General features: G+C 70.9%; 16 protein-coding genes. 11 read left to right on the top strand and 5 right to left on the bottom strand.

All coding sequences use genetic code 11. From position 1 onward, the window contains the following. Positions 1–11: 11 nt before the first annotated feature. A complete protein-coding gene (locus TN53_RS06060; protein WP_095046322.1) occupies positions 12–1,031 on the bottom strand; it encodes an alpha/beta hydrolase family protein in 1,020 nt (339 codons plus the stop codon). Between the two features lie 81 nt (positions 1,032–1,112). Between TN53_RS06060 and TN53_RS06055 the strand changes: the two genes are divergently transcribed. Then, complete coding sequence (locus tag TN53_RS06055; RefSeq protein WP_046257332.1) at positions 1,113–1,421, top strand: protease inhibitor I42 family protein; 309 nt, start codon at positions 1,113–1,115, stop codon at positions 1,419–1,421. Positions 1,422–1,431: 10 nt separating this feature from the next. On the opposite strand, the gene TN53_RS06050 is transcribed toward TN53_RS06055, so the two are convergent. The 3 genes from TN53_RS06050 to TN53_RS06040 all read right to left on the bottom strand — a co-directional run bounded on the left by TN53_RS06050 (position 1,432) and on the right by TN53_RS06040 (position 4,199). Further along, positions 1,432–1,950: a hypothetical protein gene (locus TN53_RS06050; RefSeq protein ID WP_046257331.1), complete on the bottom strand. Its 519-nt coding sequence runs from the start codon at positions 1,948–1,950 to the stop codon at positions 1,432–1,434. Between the two features lie 23 nt (positions 1,951–1,973). Further along, positions 1,974–3,083, bottom strand: coding sequence for a C1 family peptidase (locus tag TN53_RS06045; RefSeq protein WP_046257330.1), 1,110 nt, complete (start codon positions 3,081–3,083; stop codon positions 1,974–1,976). 411 nt (positions 3,084–3,494) lie between these two features. Beyond that, complete coding sequence (locus TN53_RS06040) at positions 3,495–4,199, bottom strand: FadR/GntR family transcriptional regulator (RefSeq protein WP_046257329.1); 705 nt, start codon at positions 4,197–4,199, stop codon at positions 3,495–3,497. A 162-nt stretch (positions 4,200–4,361) separates the two neighbouring features. Between TN53_RS06040 and TN53_RS06035 the strand changes: the two genes are divergently transcribed. From TN53_RS06035 to TN53_RS06000, 8 genes are all read left to right on the top strand, one after another. Beyond that, on the top strand, positions 4,362–5,438 hold the full coding sequence (locus TN53_RS06035; RefSeq protein ID WP_046257328.1) for a sugar ABC transporter substrate-binding protein: 1,077 nt from the start codon (positions 4,362–4,364) through the stop codon (positions 5,436–5,438). Next, positions 5,435–6,952 carry a sugar ABC transporter ATP-binding protein gene (locus tag TN53_RS06030; protein WP_046257327.1) on the top strand — a complete coding sequence of 506 codons (1,518 nt, stop codon included), beginning with the start codon at positions 5,435–5,437 and terminating at the stop codon, positions 6,950–6,952. The genes TN53_RS06035 and TN53_RS06030 overlap by 4 nt, the downstream gene beginning before the upstream one ends. Positions 6,953–7,031: 79 nt before the next feature. Further along, positions 7,032–8,057, top strand: a complete 1,026-nt coding sequence (locus tag TN53_RS06025; RefSeq protein WP_046257326.1) for an ABC transporter permease — start codon at positions 7,032–7,034, stop codon at positions 8,055–8,057. 37 nt (positions 8,058–8,094) lie between these two features. Continuing rightward, positions 8,095–9,450 carry an L-fuconate dehydratase gene (locus TN53_RS06020; protein WP_046257325.1) on the top strand — a complete coding sequence of 452 codons (1,356 nt, stop codon included), beginning with the start codon at positions 8,095–8,097 and terminating at the stop codon, positions 9,448–9,450. Continuing rightward, positions 9,447–10,202, top strand: coding sequence for an SDR family NAD(P)-dependent oxidoreductase (locus tag TN53_RS06015; RefSeq protein WP_046257324.1), 756 nt, complete (start codon positions 9,447–9,449; stop codon positions 10,200–10,202). The genes TN53_RS06020 and TN53_RS06015 overlap by 4 nt, the downstream gene beginning before the upstream one ends. Continuing rightward, complete coding sequence (locus TN53_RS06010) at positions 10,199–11,155, top strand: aldo/keto reductase (protein WP_046257323.1); 957 nt, start codon at positions 10,199–10,201, stop codon at positions 11,153–11,155. The genes TN53_RS06015 and TN53_RS06010 overlap by 4 nt, the downstream gene beginning before the upstream one ends. Continuing rightward, positions 11,152–11,466 carry an L-rhamnose mutarotase gene (locus tag TN53_RS06005; RefSeq protein ID WP_046257322.1) on the top strand — a complete coding sequence of 105 codons (315 nt, stop codon included), beginning with the start codon at positions 11,152–11,154 and terminating at the stop codon, positions 11,464–11,466. Before TN53_RS06010 ends, TN53_RS06005 begins: the two co-directional genes overlap by 4 nt. After that, entirely contained in the window at positions 11,463–12,284 is an 822-nt protein-coding gene (locus tag TN53_RS06000; protein WP_046257321.1) for an amidohydrolase family protein, read from the top strand. The genes TN53_RS06005 and TN53_RS06000 overlap by 4 nt, the downstream gene beginning before the upstream one ends. Here TN53_RS06000 and TN53_RS05995 read toward each other — a convergent pair. After that, on the bottom strand, positions 12,272–13,693 hold the full coding sequence (locus TN53_RS05995; protein ID WP_046257320.1) for a lipase maturation factor family protein: 1,422 nt from the start codon (positions 13,691–13,693) through the stop codon (positions 12,272–12,274). The genes TN53_RS06000 and TN53_RS05995 overlap by 13 nt on opposite strands. Positions 13,694–13,827: 134 nt before the next feature. Between TN53_RS05995 and TN53_RS05990 the strand changes: the two genes are divergently transcribed. Together TN53_RS05990 and TN53_RS05985 are read left to right on the top strand one after the other, a co-directional pair. Next, complete coding sequence (locus TN53_RS05990) at positions 13,828–15,051, top strand: DUF6777 domain-containing protein (RefSeq protein WP_046257319.1); 1,224 nt, start codon at positions 13,828–13,830, stop codon at positions 15,049–15,051. 59 nt (positions 15,052–15,110) lie between these two features. Beyond that, on the top strand, positions 15,111–17,186 hold the full coding sequence (locus TN53_RS05985; protein WP_046257318.1) for a SpoIIE family protein phosphatase: 2,076 nt from the start codon (positions 15,111–15,113) through the stop codon (positions 17,184–17,186). The last annotated feature ends 4 nt before the right edge of the window (positions 17,187–17,190 follow it).

Raw genomic sequence — 17,190 nt, 5'->3', positions numbered from 1 at the left:
CGCCCGTCGGGTCACCGCAGATGCCGGGAGAAGAAGTCCATCGTGGCGTCCATGGAGGACGGCCACCGCGGGTAGAAGGTGTGGCCCTCGCCCTGGTACTTGCGGAGCTCGACGGGTTTGCCGGCCGCGCTCAGGGCGGCGGCCATCTGCTCGGACCAGACGATCGGGCAGGTGTCGTCCGCGGTGCCGTGGTGGATCAGCAGCGGCTCGGTCACCCGGTCCACATAGGTGCGGGGCGAGACCTCCCGCCAGAACGTCGGATTCTCCTCGGGCGTGCCGTACTTGGCGTCGATCTCGGCGACGAGCGGGTCGTCGTCCGAGCGCTGGAAGTGGTCGATGTTCTCGTCCGGGCGGGAGCTGACCGGCGCGAAGGCGACCGCCGCGTCGAACAGGCCCGGCGCCACGACCAGGGTGTTGTACACCACGCCACCGCCCATCGACCGGCCGAGCAGCCCGAGCCGGTCCCCGTCGATCTCCGGGCGTCCGGAGTCGCGCAGCGCCAGCGCGGCGCCGATGACGTCCTCGGTGTAGCCGAGGCGCAGGCTGATGTCACTGTCGGGGTCGTCGTCCGAGGCCGCGTGATTGCGGTAGTCGGTGTGCAGGACGACGTAGCCGTTGCGGGCCAGGAGATCCTGCTCCCGGGCGAGCCCCCGGCCGGTCGTGTACACGTCCGGGTCGATGTATCCGTGCGCCAGCACCAGCGCGGGGAAGGGGCCCTTGCCGCGGGGGATGTTCATGAGCCCGGAGATCGTCAGCCCGTCGGACTCGTACGTCACCCGGTAGCTGGTGTAGGCCTCGGTGCGGGCGAGGACGGTGCCGAGGCGGAGATCGGAACCCTGGTGCTTCTCCTGCATCAGGGCGGGGAGGGAGACCGGGTTGACCGGCTCCCGAGTGGGGGAGGGCGTGGGGGGCTGGGCCGATACGGAGGTCTTCCTCGGCGCCGGCGCGGACTCGTTGTCTTCCCCGGTGCAGCCGATCGCGAGGACCAGCGTCAGTCCGGTGGCGGCACAGGCCGTTCCCCGCAACCACATGCCTCCAGTATGTCCCGCACGGCATGCTTCAGACGCCCGGCGGGGTATACGGGTAGGACCAGGGCCGAGGAGGTGCGTTCCGTGGGTGAGGTGCACGTGTCGGCACGGGACCGCGAGGTGCGGGTCGGGCTCGGCGACGATGTGGTGCTGCGGCTGCCGGAGAACGCCACGACCGGCTACCGGTGGCACGTCGAGAGGCTCGACGGCGGCCTGGAGGTCGTGGCCGGCGACTACGTGCCTCCGGGGCCGCTGCTGCCCGGCGCCGGAGGCACGCGCGAACTGCGGCTGCGGCCGTCCAAGGCCGGCCAGGGGCTGCTCGAGCTGGCGCTCAAACAGCCCTGGGGCGAGGACGTGGCAGAGCGGTACACACTGCGCGTCACCGTCGAGTGAGCAGGTCGGCTCAGAACAGGTAGATCTCGTGGACCAGGCCGTCCGCCTCCTCGCGGAAGGAGATCGGCTTGCCCGTCTGGCGGGCTTGGGCGGCCAGCGTCGTCAGCGCGGTGAACGCCCAGTCGCTGCCGTTGTAGATCTTCTTCCAGGAGCCGCCCTTGATGTGCAGGAAGACGTTGCGGGTCTGGTTGATGCACCACATCGCGTCGACGACGGCGTTCTGTGTCCAGGTGCCGGTGATCGCCGTCGCGGCCTGGGCCGCCGCGAACGCCTGGAGATCGCTGCGGAGTTCGGGGGTAATCGTCGGCCGGGCCTCGCCGGCCGCCGTCTGTTCGAACCGGGCCACCATGACGTCACCGGCCGGCTTGGTCTGCGCGCCGAGAGCGCTGCCGTTCAGGCCGATGTCCACACCCGGCGGGAACAGCACGGGCCGGCCGGCCTCGTCCTGGTCGGCCGAGGAGCGGACCTTGTCGGTGCTCGGCGGCTGCTGCTGCGGCTGGTCCGTGCCACCGCTCTTGTGCGGGCTCATCTCGTACTCTCCTCTCCCCGGTGTCACCAGGCGTAGATCTGCTGGACGGAACCGTTGTCCTCGTAGATGCCGACCTTGGCGCCGTTCGCCTTGGACGCGGCGAGCTCGGCGAGCATCGCCGCGTCGGTCGCCCCGACCGTGCCGTTCAGGCTCAGCCAGCCGCGCAGTTCGCCGTACGCCCAGACGTTGGCGTCGGCCTCGTTGCTCCACAGCGCGAGAATGCGCTGGTCGGGCAGCCAGTCGTGGATCACCGTGCCGAGCGCCGCCACGTTGTGCCAGGTCTCGATGCCGCACTCGCCGTAGCCGATGCGGAAGAAGCCCTGCTCGCCCCAGCCCGGACCCCAGCTGTTCTTGCCGATCCAGCACTGCTGGGCGTCGTCGTAGCCGACGAGCGTGACGCAGTGGCCGCCCGCGAGGTCGCCGGTCCGGTGCCGGTAGACCCCGCTGGAGTAGCTGAAGAAGTCCTGGTAGACCAGGAAACAGGCGGTGATCGAGCCGTAGCTCGCGATGTTCTCCTTCATCGCCGCGGGGTTGTTGGTGACGGACTGCCAACTACGGATCTTCACCTGCCGGTTGGGCCAGTCGGCGTTGAGCTTCGAGGCGTCCTGGTCTCCTGCCGTGTAGGGGAAGTACGCCTCGATGGTGATGCCGTTGTCGCGTGCCTTGTCCGCCAGGGGCTCCGGGAACCAGCCGTTGGAGCAGTTCCGCCCGGCCTGCCGGCCGTAGTAGTAGAACGCCTGCGCCTCGGACAGGTCCACCGGGAGCTGGGGCGCCCGGTAGCCGAAGCGTGTGACGTGCTCCATCGTGGCCACGGTGCCGAAGGCCACGCAGGAACCGCACGAGCCCTGGTTCTTCACCGCTGTCGTGTAGTTGACGCCGCCGATGTTGCGCAGGTCGAACGCGGCGGGTGCGCCCACCGAGTCGGCGGTCGCCTCCATGGCGGCCGCGACGGCGCTCTGGCGCGCGCTCTCGATCGCGGTGCGCTCGCGCTCCTCCACGGGGACGCCGAGGCGCACCACGCGCTGCTCCTCGGTGAGCGCCGTCATGCTGGTCGTGGTCATGTGCCACGGATTGCCCGCCTGGTCGAGTTCCGACCTGAGGTGGTCGAGGTCCAGTGGGTCGTGGACAGGCATGGCGAAGTCTCCTTCTGGCCAGGTGTGGGTGAATGCCGGGCCGCCGGGCAGCGGCGGGCAGGGCGGAGCGCCGTCATGGCCCGGCGGGGCGCGGGCGCGTCCGTGACGCCGTGCGGGCATACGGCGCCGCACGGTGGAGCGGTGGAGTCGAACGTGTGGAACTGCGTGAGGGCGCGCGGTGCGGACCACACCGCTCACGGGACGAGCCGTCGGCCCGTCGGCGAGATCACATTCTCTGAGAGGCTTTCACAGCCGTACCCCCGTCGCTGAGTGACAGCGTCGCAACCCCCGATGCTCTGCGGCTGTCCCCAGGCAGCTAAGCAGAGAACTGCGGGGGCGGGAATACGCCGGAATGCGGGTGCCGAAAGGGGGTGACGGCCCTCCTGTTGCACGCCGGGTGCATACGGCTGCTCAGGGCCCCAGTTGGGCTCGCAGCCACTGTTCCACTTCCCCCACATGCGCCGCCGCCGCGGCCCGCGCCGCCTCCGGATCATGGGCCACCAACGCCCGGTGGATCGCGGCATGCTCGCGCCGCGTCCGCTCGAAGGCGCCCTCTTCCTGGTAGCCCCGCCAGACCCGGGCGCGGAACGTCCTCGAGGACAGACCGTCCAGAATCGCCGCCATGGTCTCGTTGCCCGCGGCCGTCGCGATCTCGCGGTGGAAGGCGATGTCGTGGGCGAGGATCTCCTCGGGGTCCTCCGTGGCGTTCATCGCGGTCAGATGCTTCTCCACCTCGGCCAGCTGGTCCGGCGTGATCCGCGCCGCCGCCAGTGCCGTCGCCGTCGACTCCAGGATGCGGCGCACCTCAAGGAGCTCCACCAGACGCGGCCCCCGGGACAGATCGGCCACCACACCGAACGTCTCCAGCAGATCCCCGGCCTCCAGCTGTGTGACGTAGATGCCCGACCCGTGCCGCGCCTCCAGCACTCCCAGCACCGTGAGCGCGCGGATCGCCTCGCGCATCGAGCTGCGGGAGATGCCGAGCTGGACCGCGAGATCCCGCTCGGTGGGCAGCCGCTGCCCCGGCTCCAGGCGTCCCTCGCCGATCATCGCCTTGATCTGGTCGATGGCGCGCTGGGTCACGGTGCCTTTCTGCGGGGCTGTCACGTCGTCCACGCCATTCCTCCACTCACCAGGTGGCGGAAGTCTAGCCACGGATGTGGTCCGACCACTACGGCCCAAACTCCGGAAAATTCGCCGTCGGAGGGTGTTCTTTCGGCCGAGTGGTCTGATAAGTATGCGGTCATCTGCTCGAACACGCTCAACGAGGAGCATCAGATGCCGTGCAGGACAGTGCGAAAGCGGAACAGGTCTCGGATGGTCGGCGCGGTGGCAGCGGCCGCGGTCGCCTCGCTCGTACTCGGCGCGTGCGGGAGCACCAAGGACAGCGCCGACCCGGCCGGCGGCGGGAAGGGGGACGGCACCGGCAAGGTCGGGGTGATCCTGCCCCTGCTCACCTCGCCGTTCTGGCAGTCGTACAACGACTACGTCCCGAAGATGGCGAAGTCCGAGGACGTGGACGCGCTGAAGACCGTCAACTCCAACAGCGACCCCTCGCAGCAGATCACCGACATCAACAACCAGCTCAACCAGGGCGTCGAGGGCCTGGTCGTCGCCCCGCTGGACAGCGCCGCCATCGAGGCCGGCCTCGACCAGGCCGAACGCAAGGGCGTCCCCGTGGTCGCCGTCGACGTCGCGCCCGACAAGGGCAAGGTCGCCATGGTCGTCCGCGCGAACAACGTCGCCTACGGCGAGAAGGCCTGCGAGTACCTCGGCAAGCAGATCCCCTCCGGCAAGGTCGTGCAGATCATGGGCGACCTAGCCTCGGTCAACGGCCGGGACCGCTCGGAGGCGTTCCGCGCCTGTGTGAAGAAGGACTTCCCCAAGCTGAAGGTGCTGGAGATCCCCGCCAAGTGGGAGTCCGACACCGCGGCCTCCAAGCTGGACACCCTCCTCAACGCCAACCCCGACATCAAGGGCATCTACCTGCAGGCCGGCGGCGTCTACCTCGCGCCGACACTGCAGACTCTGAAGTCGAAGGGGATGCTGAAGAAGGCGGGCCAGTCCGGCCACATCACGATCGTCTCCAACGACGGCATCCCGCAGGAGTACGACGCCATCCGCAAGGGCGAGATCGACGCCACGGTCTCCCAGCCCGCCGACCTGTACGCCAAGTACGGCATGTACTACATCAAGGCGGCGATGCAGGGGAAGACGTTCCAGCCCGGCCCGACGGACCACGACTCCACCATCGTCAAGCTGCCCAGCGGCATCCTCGAGGACCAGCTGCCCGCCCCCCTGGTCACCAAGGAGAACGTCGACGACCCCGAGCTGTGGGGCAACACGGTCGAATGAGCAGCCAGGCCAGCACCCCCCTCGTCGAGGCCCGCGGCATCGTCAAGCGCTACGGCCCCACCACCGCGCTCGCCGACGGCAGGCTCACCGTCCTGCCCGGCGAGTCCCACGCCCTCGTCGGCCGCAACGGCGCCGGCAAGTCGACCCTGGTGACCGTGCTCACCGGCCTCCAGGCGCCCGACGAGGGCGAGGTCCGCTTCGACGGCGAGCCCGCACCCGCGCTCGCCGACCGGGACGCCTGGCGCCGCAAGGTCGCCTGCGTCTACCAGAAGCCGACCGTCGTCCCCGAACTCACCGTCGCCGAGAACCTGTTCATCAACCGGCAGCCCCTCAAGGGCCGTTTCATCAGCTGGCGCCGCCTCAGGGAAGAGGCCGCCGCACTCCTCGACACCTGGGACGTGCACGTCGACCCGGAGGCACGCACCGCCGACCTCAAGGTCGAGGACCGCCAAATGGTGGAGATCGCCCGGGCGTTGAGCTTCGGCGCCCGCTTCATCGTCCTCGACGAACCGACCGCCCAGCTCGACAAGCGGGAGATCGAGCGGCTCTTCGCCCGGATGCGGTCCCTGCAGGAGAACGGCGTCACGTTCCTCTTCATCTCCCACCACCTCCAGGAGGTCTACGAGGTCTGCCAGACCGTCACCGTCCTGCGGGACGCCCGCTGGATCACCACGGCCCCCGTGGCCGACATGCCCCGCGCGGCCCTCGTCGAGGCCATGGCCGGAGAGACCATCGCCGAACAGGCCGTACAGATACAGGCCGCACAGGCGAGGAACGTCGACCGCACCGCACCCGTCGTCCTCGAAGCGCGCGGCCTCACCTCGGACGCCTACCGGGACGTCGACCTGAGCGTCCGCCGCGGCGAGGTCGTCGGGCTCGCCGGCATCAGCGGCAGTGGCAAGACCGAGCTCGCCGAGTCGTTCACGGGACTGCACACGCCCACCGGCGGCACGGCCCGACTCGACGGCGAGCAGCTGCCGTTCGGGGATGTGCGCGGATCCCTGGAAGCCGGCGTCGGCTGCGTCCCGCGCGACCGGCACGGCCAGGGCCTGGTGTTCGGCATGACCATCGGCGACAACGCCACCATGACCGTCCTGGACCGGCTCGGCCGCTTCGGCTTCGTCGGCAGCGACCGCAAGCGCGGCTTCGCCGCCGAGCTGATCGAGCGTCTCGACATCCACACCGAGGGCCCCGACCAGCCGGTGTCCGACCTGTCCGGCGGCAACGCGCAGAAGGTCGTCATGGCCCGCGCCCTGGCCTCCGACCCCCGCCTGCTGGTGCTCATCAACCCCACCGCGGGCGTCGACGTGAAGTCCAAGGAATCCCTGCTGGCCCGCGTGGACACCGCCCGCGAGGACGGCACCGCGGTACTCGTCGTCTCCGACGAACTCGACGACCTGCGCCGCTGCGACCGCGTCCTCGTCCTCTTCCACGGCCGCGTGGTCGCCGAGCACCCGGCGGGCTGGCGCGACCACGAGCTGATCGCCTCCATAGAAGGAGTGGACCATGGCTAGTGCGTCTCCCCGGGGGACACTGCGCCGGATAGTCGCTGCGCGACGGGCCGGACCCCCGGCCGGGGAGAGCGGGCCCGGGGTGACTGAGACGCAGGCGCCTACGCGCAAGTCCGCACGGACCCCGGCCCCCCGCTCGGCCCGTACGGTCCTGCTGCGCCGCGCCCGCGAACTGGCCCTCGTACCCGCCCTGTTGGTGCTCATGGTGCTGGGCGCGATCGTCAACGACTCGTTCCTCACCGAACGCAACCTGATCTCGATCCTCGGCGCCTCCGCCGCACTCGCGATGGTCGTGCTGGCCGAGTCGCTGGTGCTGATCACCGGCAAGTTCGACCTGTCCCTCGAGTCCGTCGTCGGAATCGCGCCCGCCGTGGGTGCGCTGCTGGTGCTGCCGGCCGCCCAGTCCGGCTGGGGCACCGAACTCCCGGCCGCGCTCGCCCTGTTCGCGGTTCTCCTGGTGGGCGCCGCCGTCGGTGCCTTCAACGGCATCCTCGTCGTCAAGTTCAAGCTCAACGCGTTCATCGTGACGCTCGCGATGCTGATCGTGCTGCGCGGACTGCTGGTCGGCGCGACCAAGGGCAAGACGCTGTTCGGGATGCCCGACAGCTTCTACTCCCTGGCGACCACCACCTTCCTGACCGTCCCGATGTCCGTGTGGGTCGCGGCGGTCGCCTTCGCGGTCGCCGGACTCGTCCTGAAGTACCACCGCATCGGCCGCGCCCTGTACGCCATCGGCGGCAACGCGGACGCGGCCCGCGCCGCCGGTATCCGCGTCGAACGTGTGATGCTCGGCGTGTTCGTGGTGGCGGGCACGCTGGCCGCGGTCGGCGGGATCATGCAGACCGGGTACGTGGGCGCGATCAGCGCCAACCAGGGCAACAACATGATCTTCACCGTCTTCGCGGCCGCGGTGATCGGCGGCATCAGCCTCGACGGCGGCAAGGGCACCATGTTCGGCGCCCTGACCGGCGTACTCCTCCTCGGCGTCGTCCAGAACCTGCTCACCCTCGCCCAGGTGCCGTCCTTCTGGATCCAGGCCATCTACGGCGGAATCATCCTGCTCGCCCTGATCATCGCCCGTGTGACGACCGGCCGCGCCCAGGACTGATCCGCCCGTTCCCACGACCCCGACCGAGAGGCCCTCAGTGTCACCGACCCCCGGCCCCCCTGTTCGTATCACCGCGCTCGACACCTACGACATCCGCTTCCCGACCTCGCGCGAGCTCGACGGCTCCGACGCGATGAACCCGGACCCCGACTACTCGGCCGCCTACGTCGTCCTGCGCACCGACGGGACCGACGCACACGAGGGGCACGGCTTCAGCTTCACCATCGGGCGGGGCAACGAGGTCCAGGTGGCCGCCGTCCACGCGCTCAGGCACCACGTGATCGGCCGGGACGTCGACGAACTCTGCGCCGACCCGGGGACCCTCAACCGCGACCTGATCGGCGACAGCCAGCTGCGCTGGCTCGGCCCCGAGAAGGGCGTGATGCACATGGCGATCGGCGCCGTCATGAACGCCGTATGGGACCTGGCCGCCAAGCGCGCCGACAAGCCGCTGTGGCGGCTGCTCGCCGACGCCGACCCCAAGTGGCTGGTCGCCCAGATCGACTTCCGCTACCTCACGGACGTCCTCACCCCCCAAGAGGCCCTGGAGATCCTCCGCAAGGGCCGGGAGGGTGCCGAGGAACGCACGGCCGGGCTGCTGGAGCGCGGCTATCCCGCCTACACGACCTCCCCCGGCTGGCTCGGCTACAGCGACGAGAAGCTCACCCGGCTCGCCACCCAGGCCGTCGCCGACGGCTTCCGGCAGATCAAGCTGAAGGTCGGCGCGGACCTCGACGACGACGTACGGCGCTGCCGTGTCGCCCGCCAGGTCGTCGGCCCCGACGTCCGTATCGCCATCGACGCCAACCAGCGCTGGGACGTCGACGAGGCGATCCGCTGGACCAAGGCCCTCGCCGAGTTCGACCCCTACTGGGTCGAGGAGCCCACCAGCCCCGACGACATCCTCGGCCACGCGGCGATCCGCCGGGCCGTCGCCCCGGTGAAGGTGGCCACCGGCGAGCACGTCCACAACCGCGTCGTCTTCAAGCAGCTCCTCCAGGCCGGCGCCCTCGACGTCGTCCAGATCGACGCGGCCCGTGTCGGCGGCGTCCACGAGAACCTCGCGATCCTGCTGCTCGCAGCGAAGTTCGGTGTACCGGTGTGCCCGCACGCGGGCGGCGTCGGTCTGTGCGAACTTGTCCAGCACCTGTCGATGTTCGACTACGTGGCGGTCACCGGCACCACCGAGGACCGGGTCATCGAGTACGTCGATCATCTGCACGACCATTTCCTCGACCCGGTGGTGATCAGTGAAGGCCATTACATGACACCCACCGCACCGGGCTTCTCGGCCACCATGAAGGCCGAGTCGATCGCGCGGTACACATTCCCCAACGGCGCCTTCTGGGCCGCCGACCTCGAGACCTCGGGCAAGAAGGGGCACGCGGCATGAGTGACTTCGAAGGGCTGAAAGCCCTGGTGACCGGCGGCGCCTCCGGCATCGGCCGGTCCACCGCCGAACTCCTGGCCGCGCGCGGTGCCCGGGTCGCCGTCCTCGACCTGGACCCCTCGTCGGTGGCGGAGCCGCTGCTCGGCTTCAAGGCCGACGTCACCGACGACGCCTCGGTGCGCGAGGCGGTCGCCGCCGCCGTCGCGGAGCTCGGCGGCCTCGACATACTGGTCAACAACGCGGGCATCGGCGCCCAGGGCACCGTCGAGGACAACGACGACGCCGAGTGGCACCGCGTCCTGGACGTCAACGTCGTCGGCATGGTCCGCGCCGCCCGTGCCGCCCTGCCCCACCTGCGCCGGTCCACGCATGCGGCCATCGTCAACACCTGCTCCATCGCCGCCACCGCGGGCCTCCCGCAACGCGCCCTCTACAGCGCGACCAAGGGAGCCGTGCACTCCCTCACCCTCGCGATGGCCGCCGACCACGTCCGCGAGGGCATCCGCGTGAACTGCGTCAACCCCGGCACCGCCGACACGCCCTGGATCGGCCGCCTCCTCGACAAGGCCCCCGACCCGGCCGCCGAGCGCGCCGCCCTGGAGGCCCGTCAGCCCACCGGCCGTCTCGTCTCGGCGGACGAGGTCGCGGGCGCCATCGCCTACCTGGCGAGTCCGCTGTCCGGCGCCACCACCGGCACCTCCCTCGCGGTCGACGGCGGCATGCAGGGCCTGCGACTGCGCCCGGCGGGCCAGTGAGGACGCCCCGCACTCCCAGGGGCCTGGGCTTCGGGGCAGCCGGCATCGGCAACCTCTTCACCGAGGTCACCGACGGGCAGGCGCACGAGGCCGTGTCCGCCGCCTGGCAGCGCGGCATCCGCTACTACGACACCGCACCCCACTACGGCATCGGCCTCTCCGAACGCCGCCTCGGCGCGGCCCTGCGCGAGCACCCGCGCGAGGAGTACACGATCTCGACGAAGGTCGGCCGCCGCCTGGAGCCGTGGGCCGGCGGCGGTGACGATCTCGCGGACGGCTTCGCGGTCCCCGCCACGCACCGCCGCGTCTGGGACTTCACCGAGGACGGCATCCGACGCACCCTGGACGCCAGTCTGGAACGGCTCGGTCTCGACCGCGTCGACGTCGTCTACCTCCACGACCCCGACGACCACGCCGAAGCGGCCTTCCGGGAGGGCTACCCGGCCCTGGAGAAGCTCCGCTCGCAGGGTGTGGTCGGTGCGATCGGCGCGGGCATGAACCAGACGGAGATGCTCACCCGCTTCGTGCGTGACACGGACGTGGACGTGGTGCTGTGCGCGGGCCGCTACACACTGCTGGACCACAGCGCGCTGACCGACCTGCTGCCCGCGGCCGTGGCCCGCGGCACCTCCGTCGTCGTCGGCGGCGCCTTCAACTCCGGCCTGCTGGCCGACCCGCGCCCGGGAGCGACGTACGACTACACCAGCGCACCGCCCGAGTTGCTGGACCGGGCCCTGCACCTGAAGTCCGTCGCCGAGCGTCACGGCACGACCCTGCGGGCCGCCGCCCTTGCCTTCTGCGCGGCCCATCCGGCGGTGACCAGCGTCCTCGTCGGCGCCCGCTCGGCCGCCGAAGTCCACGACTGCGCCGACCAGTTCGAGACCGCGGTGCCACCGGAGTTCTGGCAGGAACTCAGGGACACCGGATTCCTGCCGGCGGAGGAGCCGTCATGAGAGTCGCCCTGCACACCAAGGTCCGCGCCGACCGTATCGCCGAGTACGACGCGGCCCACCGCGAGGTCCCGAAGGAACTCACCGACGCGATCCGCGCAGCCGGTGCCACCTCCTGGACCATCTGGCGCAGCGGCACCGACCTCTTCCACGTCCTGGAGTGCGAGGACTACGGCCGGCTCCTCGCCGAACTGGAGAAACTGCCGGTCAACGTCGCCTGGCAGGCCCGCATGGCCGAGCTGCTCGACGTCGTGCACGACTACTCCGACGAAGGCGCGGCCGCCGGCCTGCCCGTCGTATGGGAGCTGCCGTGACGGTCGACGCGCACCACCACGTCTGGGACCTGTCGGTGCGCGACCAGGACTGGATCGCCGAGGGCAGCCCGATCCGGCGGGACTTCACCGTCGCGGACCTGGCCCCCGAGGCAGCCGCCGCCGGAGTGGACCGGACGGTACTCGTCCAGACGGTCACCGTGGCCGAGGAGACCCCGGAGTTCCTGGCGCTGGCCGCCGAACACGACCTGATCGCCGGGGTCGTCGGCTGGACCGACCTCACCCGTCCCGACATCGCCGACGAACTGGCCCGCCTTGGGGAACTCCCCGGCGGCCGATACCTCAAGGGCATCCGCCACCAGGTCCAGGGCGAACCCGACCCGCGGTGGCTGCTGCGGGCGGACGTACGCCGAGGTCTCGCCGCCGTGGCCGGGGCAGGCCTCGTCTACGAGTTTCTCGTCCTGCCCCACCAACTGCCCGCCTGCGTCGAGGCGGCCGCCGCCCTGCCCCAACTCACCTTCGTCCTCGACCACTTGGGCAAGCCCCCCATCGCCGCCGGCACCCTCGAACCCTGGGCCGCCGACCTCCGCGCCCTCGCCGCGCACCCCAACACGGTCTGCAAACTCTCCGGCATGGTCACCGAGGCCGACCCCGCCGGCTGGACCGTCGACGACCTGCGCCCGTACGCCGACGTCGTCCTGGACGCCTTCGGCCCGGACCGTCTGATGTTCGGCTCGGACTGGCCGGTGTGCCGCCTGGCGGCGACATACGCCCAAGTCCTGGACGCGGCACAGGAACTGGTCGGCTCCCATGACCGGCGGATCTTCGAGACGACCGCCACCCGGGTCTACGACCTCTGAGCCACCCCCGCCAGCCTGGTCGGCGGCAGGTACTCCCGCACATACGTCCGCTCCCAGCAGGCGCCCGTCTCCCGCAGCTCGCGCCAGCTCGTGTACTGGTAGCGGAAGAGGCGGGCGCGGATGTAGCGGGGCGGTGCGTCGGGCGGGAACGGGGAGCGGCGCAGCAGCTTGAGGGTGTCGCGGTCGTTCTCCAGGAGCCGTTCCACGAAGGTGCCGAACCAGGAACCGGCGTAGGACGGGGACAGCGCGGCGAACCACATCAGCCAGTCCAGGCGCAGATGGTACGGCGCGAACTGGCGCGGCCAGTGCCGGGGGTCGCCGGGCTTGCCCTTGAACTCGTACTCGCGCCAGTCCGAGTCCTCGCGCGGCACGTCGTCGGCCGTGCCCTCGACCACCACCTCGTACCGGAACCGGCTGACACTGCCGAACGCCCCGTAGGTGTTGACCAGATGGAGCGGGTCGAAGGAGCGGTTCATGATCTGGCGGCGGGAGATCATGTTCGTCACCGGGTGGTAGCTGAGGTACGCGATCAGCGCGGCGACGGTCAGGACCGCGATCTCGTACCAGAGCGGGGCGGCGGGCCGGGAAGGCTGGTCGCCCGGGAGTTCCAGCGCCGAGACCGCGAGCACGATCGTGATCCAGTTCAGCCAGGAGAAGTTGCCCGACAGGACCAGCCACAGCTGGGTGACGATCATCAGGGAGGCGGCCGCCGTGGCGATCGGCTGCGGGGTGAACAGCAGGACGGGGACGACGAGTTGGGTGAAGTGGTTCGCCGCCACCTCGGCCCGGTGCAGCGGGCGGGGGAGATGGTGGAAGAACCAGCTCAGCGGGCCCGGCATCGGCTGCGTCTCATGGTGGTAGTCCAGGCAGGTCAGCTTCCGCCAGCACGCGTCGCCGCGCATCTTGATCAGCCCCGCCCCGAACTCCACCCGGAACAGGATCCAGCGCAGCAGGAACAGCACCAGGATCGGCGGGGCCACCTCGTCGTTGCCGAGGAACACGGCGAGGAAGCCGACCTCGAGGAGCAGGGACTCCCAGCCGAAGCTGTACCAGGTCTGGCCGACGTTGACGATAGACAGATACAGCACCCACGGCAGCAGCCACAGCACCATGCCGCCCCACAGCGGCAGTTGTGAGTCGAGGCCGGCCAGCAGCGCCGCCGAGACCGCGCAGCCCGACCAGGCGCAGGCCGCGAAGAAGCGGTCCGAGTAGTGCAGGTGGAACAGGCTCGGTGCCGCCTTGAAAGGGATCCGCTGGACATGGCTCGGGATGGGCAGCATGCCGCGCGCGCCGAGCAGCGCCCGGAACTGCAGGGCCGCCGTCAGGAACGCGACGAGGTACACGCCGGCCAGGGCCCGCTGGAAGACCAGCCGGCTCAGCCAGTAGTCGGGTGCGGTGAACCAGTCCACGGCGAGTGCTCCTCCGCCCATTGTCGCGCCCGAACCCTATGTCACGCTCCGTGTACCGCGCCTCCGCTTGCGTAACCCAAGTGAGTGAAGCAGACAATAGTGACGAAATGCCCGGCTTGAGGCGGGAGAGCACGGTGCGTCCATCCACCGGAACCTTCGTCACGGCCTGCGCGCTCTCGACGGCACTGATCGTCGTCGGCTGCGTCGGCTCCGGCGACGAGAGCACGAATTCCAGCGGAGAACTCTTTCTCCAGCCCGTCGCGGCCCAGGGCCCCGACCCCTTCACGGACTCGACACAGACCTCGACGGCCACACCCTCGCCCGTCACCCGAACGCAGCAACCGGCACAGCCGGGCGTGCGGTCGATCTCCGGCGGGACGCCCGGCCTGTACGGCGGCACCGTCGGGTCCGGCAGCTGTGACGTGAACCGGCAGATCGGTCATCTCACGGCGAACCGGGCCAAGGGGCGGGCCTTCGCGCAGGTCGAGGGCATCTCCCAGGACTCGATCCCGTCGTATCTGCGCTCGCTGACCTCGGTCGTGCTGCGCGCCGACACCCGGGTCACCAACCACGGTTATCGGGACCGGCGCACCACCACCTACCAGTCCGTCCTCCAGAGCGGCACCGCGGTCCTCGTCGACACCCGGGGCGTGCCACGCGTCCGCTGTGCCTGCGGCAACCCGCTCACACCGGCGCGGGCGACGAGCGGCGGCACGGTCACCAGCGGGCGGCCGTGGTCCGGCTACCGGCACGGCCAGGTCGTCGTGGTGGCCCCGGCACCCCGGGTGATCACCCACATCACGATCATCGACATCGTCGACAACACCTGGATCGAGCGGCGCTGCGGACGCGACCCCCGGCACGACCACGTCGTACCGCGTCCGCAGCCGGTGGCGCCGACATCGACTCATACGCCGAGCGCCTCCGAGAGCGAGTCCAGCGCGCCGCCGAGCTGGTCCGACGCGAGTCCGAACGCGGACGCGAGTGCGGACCTCAGTGCCGCCCCGAGCGCCGGTGAGAGCGCCTCCCCGGACGAGGAGAGCTCCGCGCCGGACAGGCCGGCGACCGACTGCGTCACCCCGACCGTCACCGCCACACCCGGCGCCCCCGTCACCGGAACCCCCGCCGCACAGGACCCCACCTGCCCCGCCGCCACGGTCACGGCGACGCCTCCGACCGCGATCTCGCCCGACGAGCCCACGGTCGAGGACCCGTCGGGCGAGGAGGAGGTCGGTCCGCAGGCCGTCCCGGACACCCCCGACGTCCCCGACGGCGGCGGCCTGATCCCCGACAGCCCCGACGAGCCGACGGCGACCGACAGCATCTTCGACAGCCCCACCGGCGTATTCGGAGGCTGACCCCTACACGTCGGTCCCTACCGGTCGAAGAATCAGACAAACCCTGGCAAGGTGGGCCCATGGTTGATCGGGGAGCGAGCGCCCTGTCACTCCCGGACGACTGGCCCGCCCACCCGGACCCGATCCTGGCGCTCAACCGCATGGGCAGCTTCGACTGGGACCTGGACACCGGTCTGTTCCACATGGACGCCCAGGCCCACGAGGTCTTCGACCTGCGTCCCGACGAATACAACGGCCACCCCGAGACCCTCGCGATCCGGGTCCCGGCCCCGGAGGCCTACCGGCTCGACGCCCTGGTCTCCCAGGCCATGAAGGACGGCAGCGAGAACTACGGCACCTACTTCCGCATCCGCTGCCGCAACGGCGCACTGCGCTGGACCCACACCCAGGGCTACATCCGGCGCGACGAGACGGGCCGGCCGCGGCGCATCGTCGGCATCGTCCGTGACGCCACCCAGGAAGTCCAGGACCTCGAGGACCGCCGCAGACAGGTCAGCCGGGACGAGGCCCGCCAGGAGCAGACCAACGTCGTCCAGCTCACCACGGCGGCCCTCGCGTACGCCCGCACCGTCGACGACGTCATCGACGTCCTCAAGGACACCCACGGCCTCACCCACCTCGGCGCCACCAGCCTGGTCATGGGTCTGGTCGAGGCCGGCCGGATCCGGCTGGTCGCGGAGGGCCCCGCGGGCAGCTTCGTCCCCGGCACCGACGTCACCCGCATCGACGAGCCGTACCCGATGAGCGAGGTCGTGCGCACCCTCACCCCGCGCTTCATCGAGTCGCCGCAGGAGTTCGCCGAGAGCTATCCGCTGCTGTGGCCGCACCTCTCCGACCTGAGCATCACCTCGGCCGCCTACCTTCCGCTGATCGCCCAGGCCCGGCCCATCGGCGCCATGGGACTGCTCTACAGCGACCGGCGCGGCTTCTCGCCCGAGGACCGCAACGTCCTCGTCGCGCTGGGCTCCAGCATCGCGCAGAGCTTGCAACGGGCCATGTTCTACGAGCAGGAGAAGGACCTCGCCAGCGGGCTCCAGCAGGCCATGCTGCCGCGCACCATCCCCAGCGTGCGCGGCGCCGACGTCGCCGTCCGCTACCGCTCGGCCGCCTTCGGCCGGGACATCGGCGGCGACTGGTACGACCTCATCCCGCTGCCCGGCGGCCGGGTCGGCGCCGTCATCGGTGACGTCCAGGGCCACGACACCCACGCCGCCGCCGTCATGGGCCAGCTGCGGATCGTCCTGCGCGCCTACGCCGCCGAGGGGCACACCCCCGCCACCGTGATGGCCCGCGCCTCCGTCTTCCTGCACGAACTGGACACCGACCGCTTCGCGACCTGTCTGTACGCCGAGGCGGACCTCGCCACCGGAGTCGTCCAGGTCGTCCGGGCCGGGCATATCGACCCCCTCGTACGGCAGGCCGACGGCAGCTGCCGCCGCGTCCCCGTCGAGGGCGGGCTGCCGCTCGGTCTGTCCGCCGAGTTCGGGCGCCTGGAGTACCCCGTCGGCACGGTCGAGCTCGACCCCGGCAACACGCTGATGCTGTGCACCGACGGCCTGGTCGAGACGCCCGGCGCCGACCTCGACGACGGCATGCGGACCCTCACCGCCCTCATCGCCTCCGGCCCCGCGGACGTCCGCGACCTCGCCGACCGGCTGATCGACGTGGCCGAGGAACGCGGCGGCGACGACGACGTGGCCCTGCTCCTGCTGCGCCGCCGGGGCCTGGACGCCCCGCAGTCCGGCGGCCGGCTCCAGCAGCACGTCGCCTCGGGCGATCCGGAGGCGCTGGCCGAGGCCCGGCACATGATCCGCGCGGCGGTCCGGGCCTGGGGCGCCCGGGACCGGGCCGACGAGATCGAGCTGGTCGCCGACGAGCTGATCACCAACGCCCTCATGCACACCGAGGGCGCCGCCGTCGTGACCCTGCGGGTCCTGGCCGGCTCCGACCGCCGCATCCGCGTCGAGGTCGAGGACTCCTCCAGCGCCCTGCCGCGCCGCCGCGAGGCGGGGGGGTCGGGGGTCTCGGGGCGGGGCCTGCTCCTGGTCGACCTGCTCACCGACGTGTGGGGCGGGGAGGCGCGGGGCGGCGGCAAGTGGGGGTGGGGCGAGTTCGTGGTGCGGGAACGGGGCTGAGCCC

It is taken from the genome of Streptomyces sp. WM6386, assembly GCF_000972385.1.
Taxonomy (GTDB): domain Bacteria; phylum Actinomycetota; class Actinomycetes; order Streptomycetales; family Streptomycetaceae; genus Streptomyces.
This window is presented reverse-complemented; position numbering and strand designations above follow the sequence as displayed.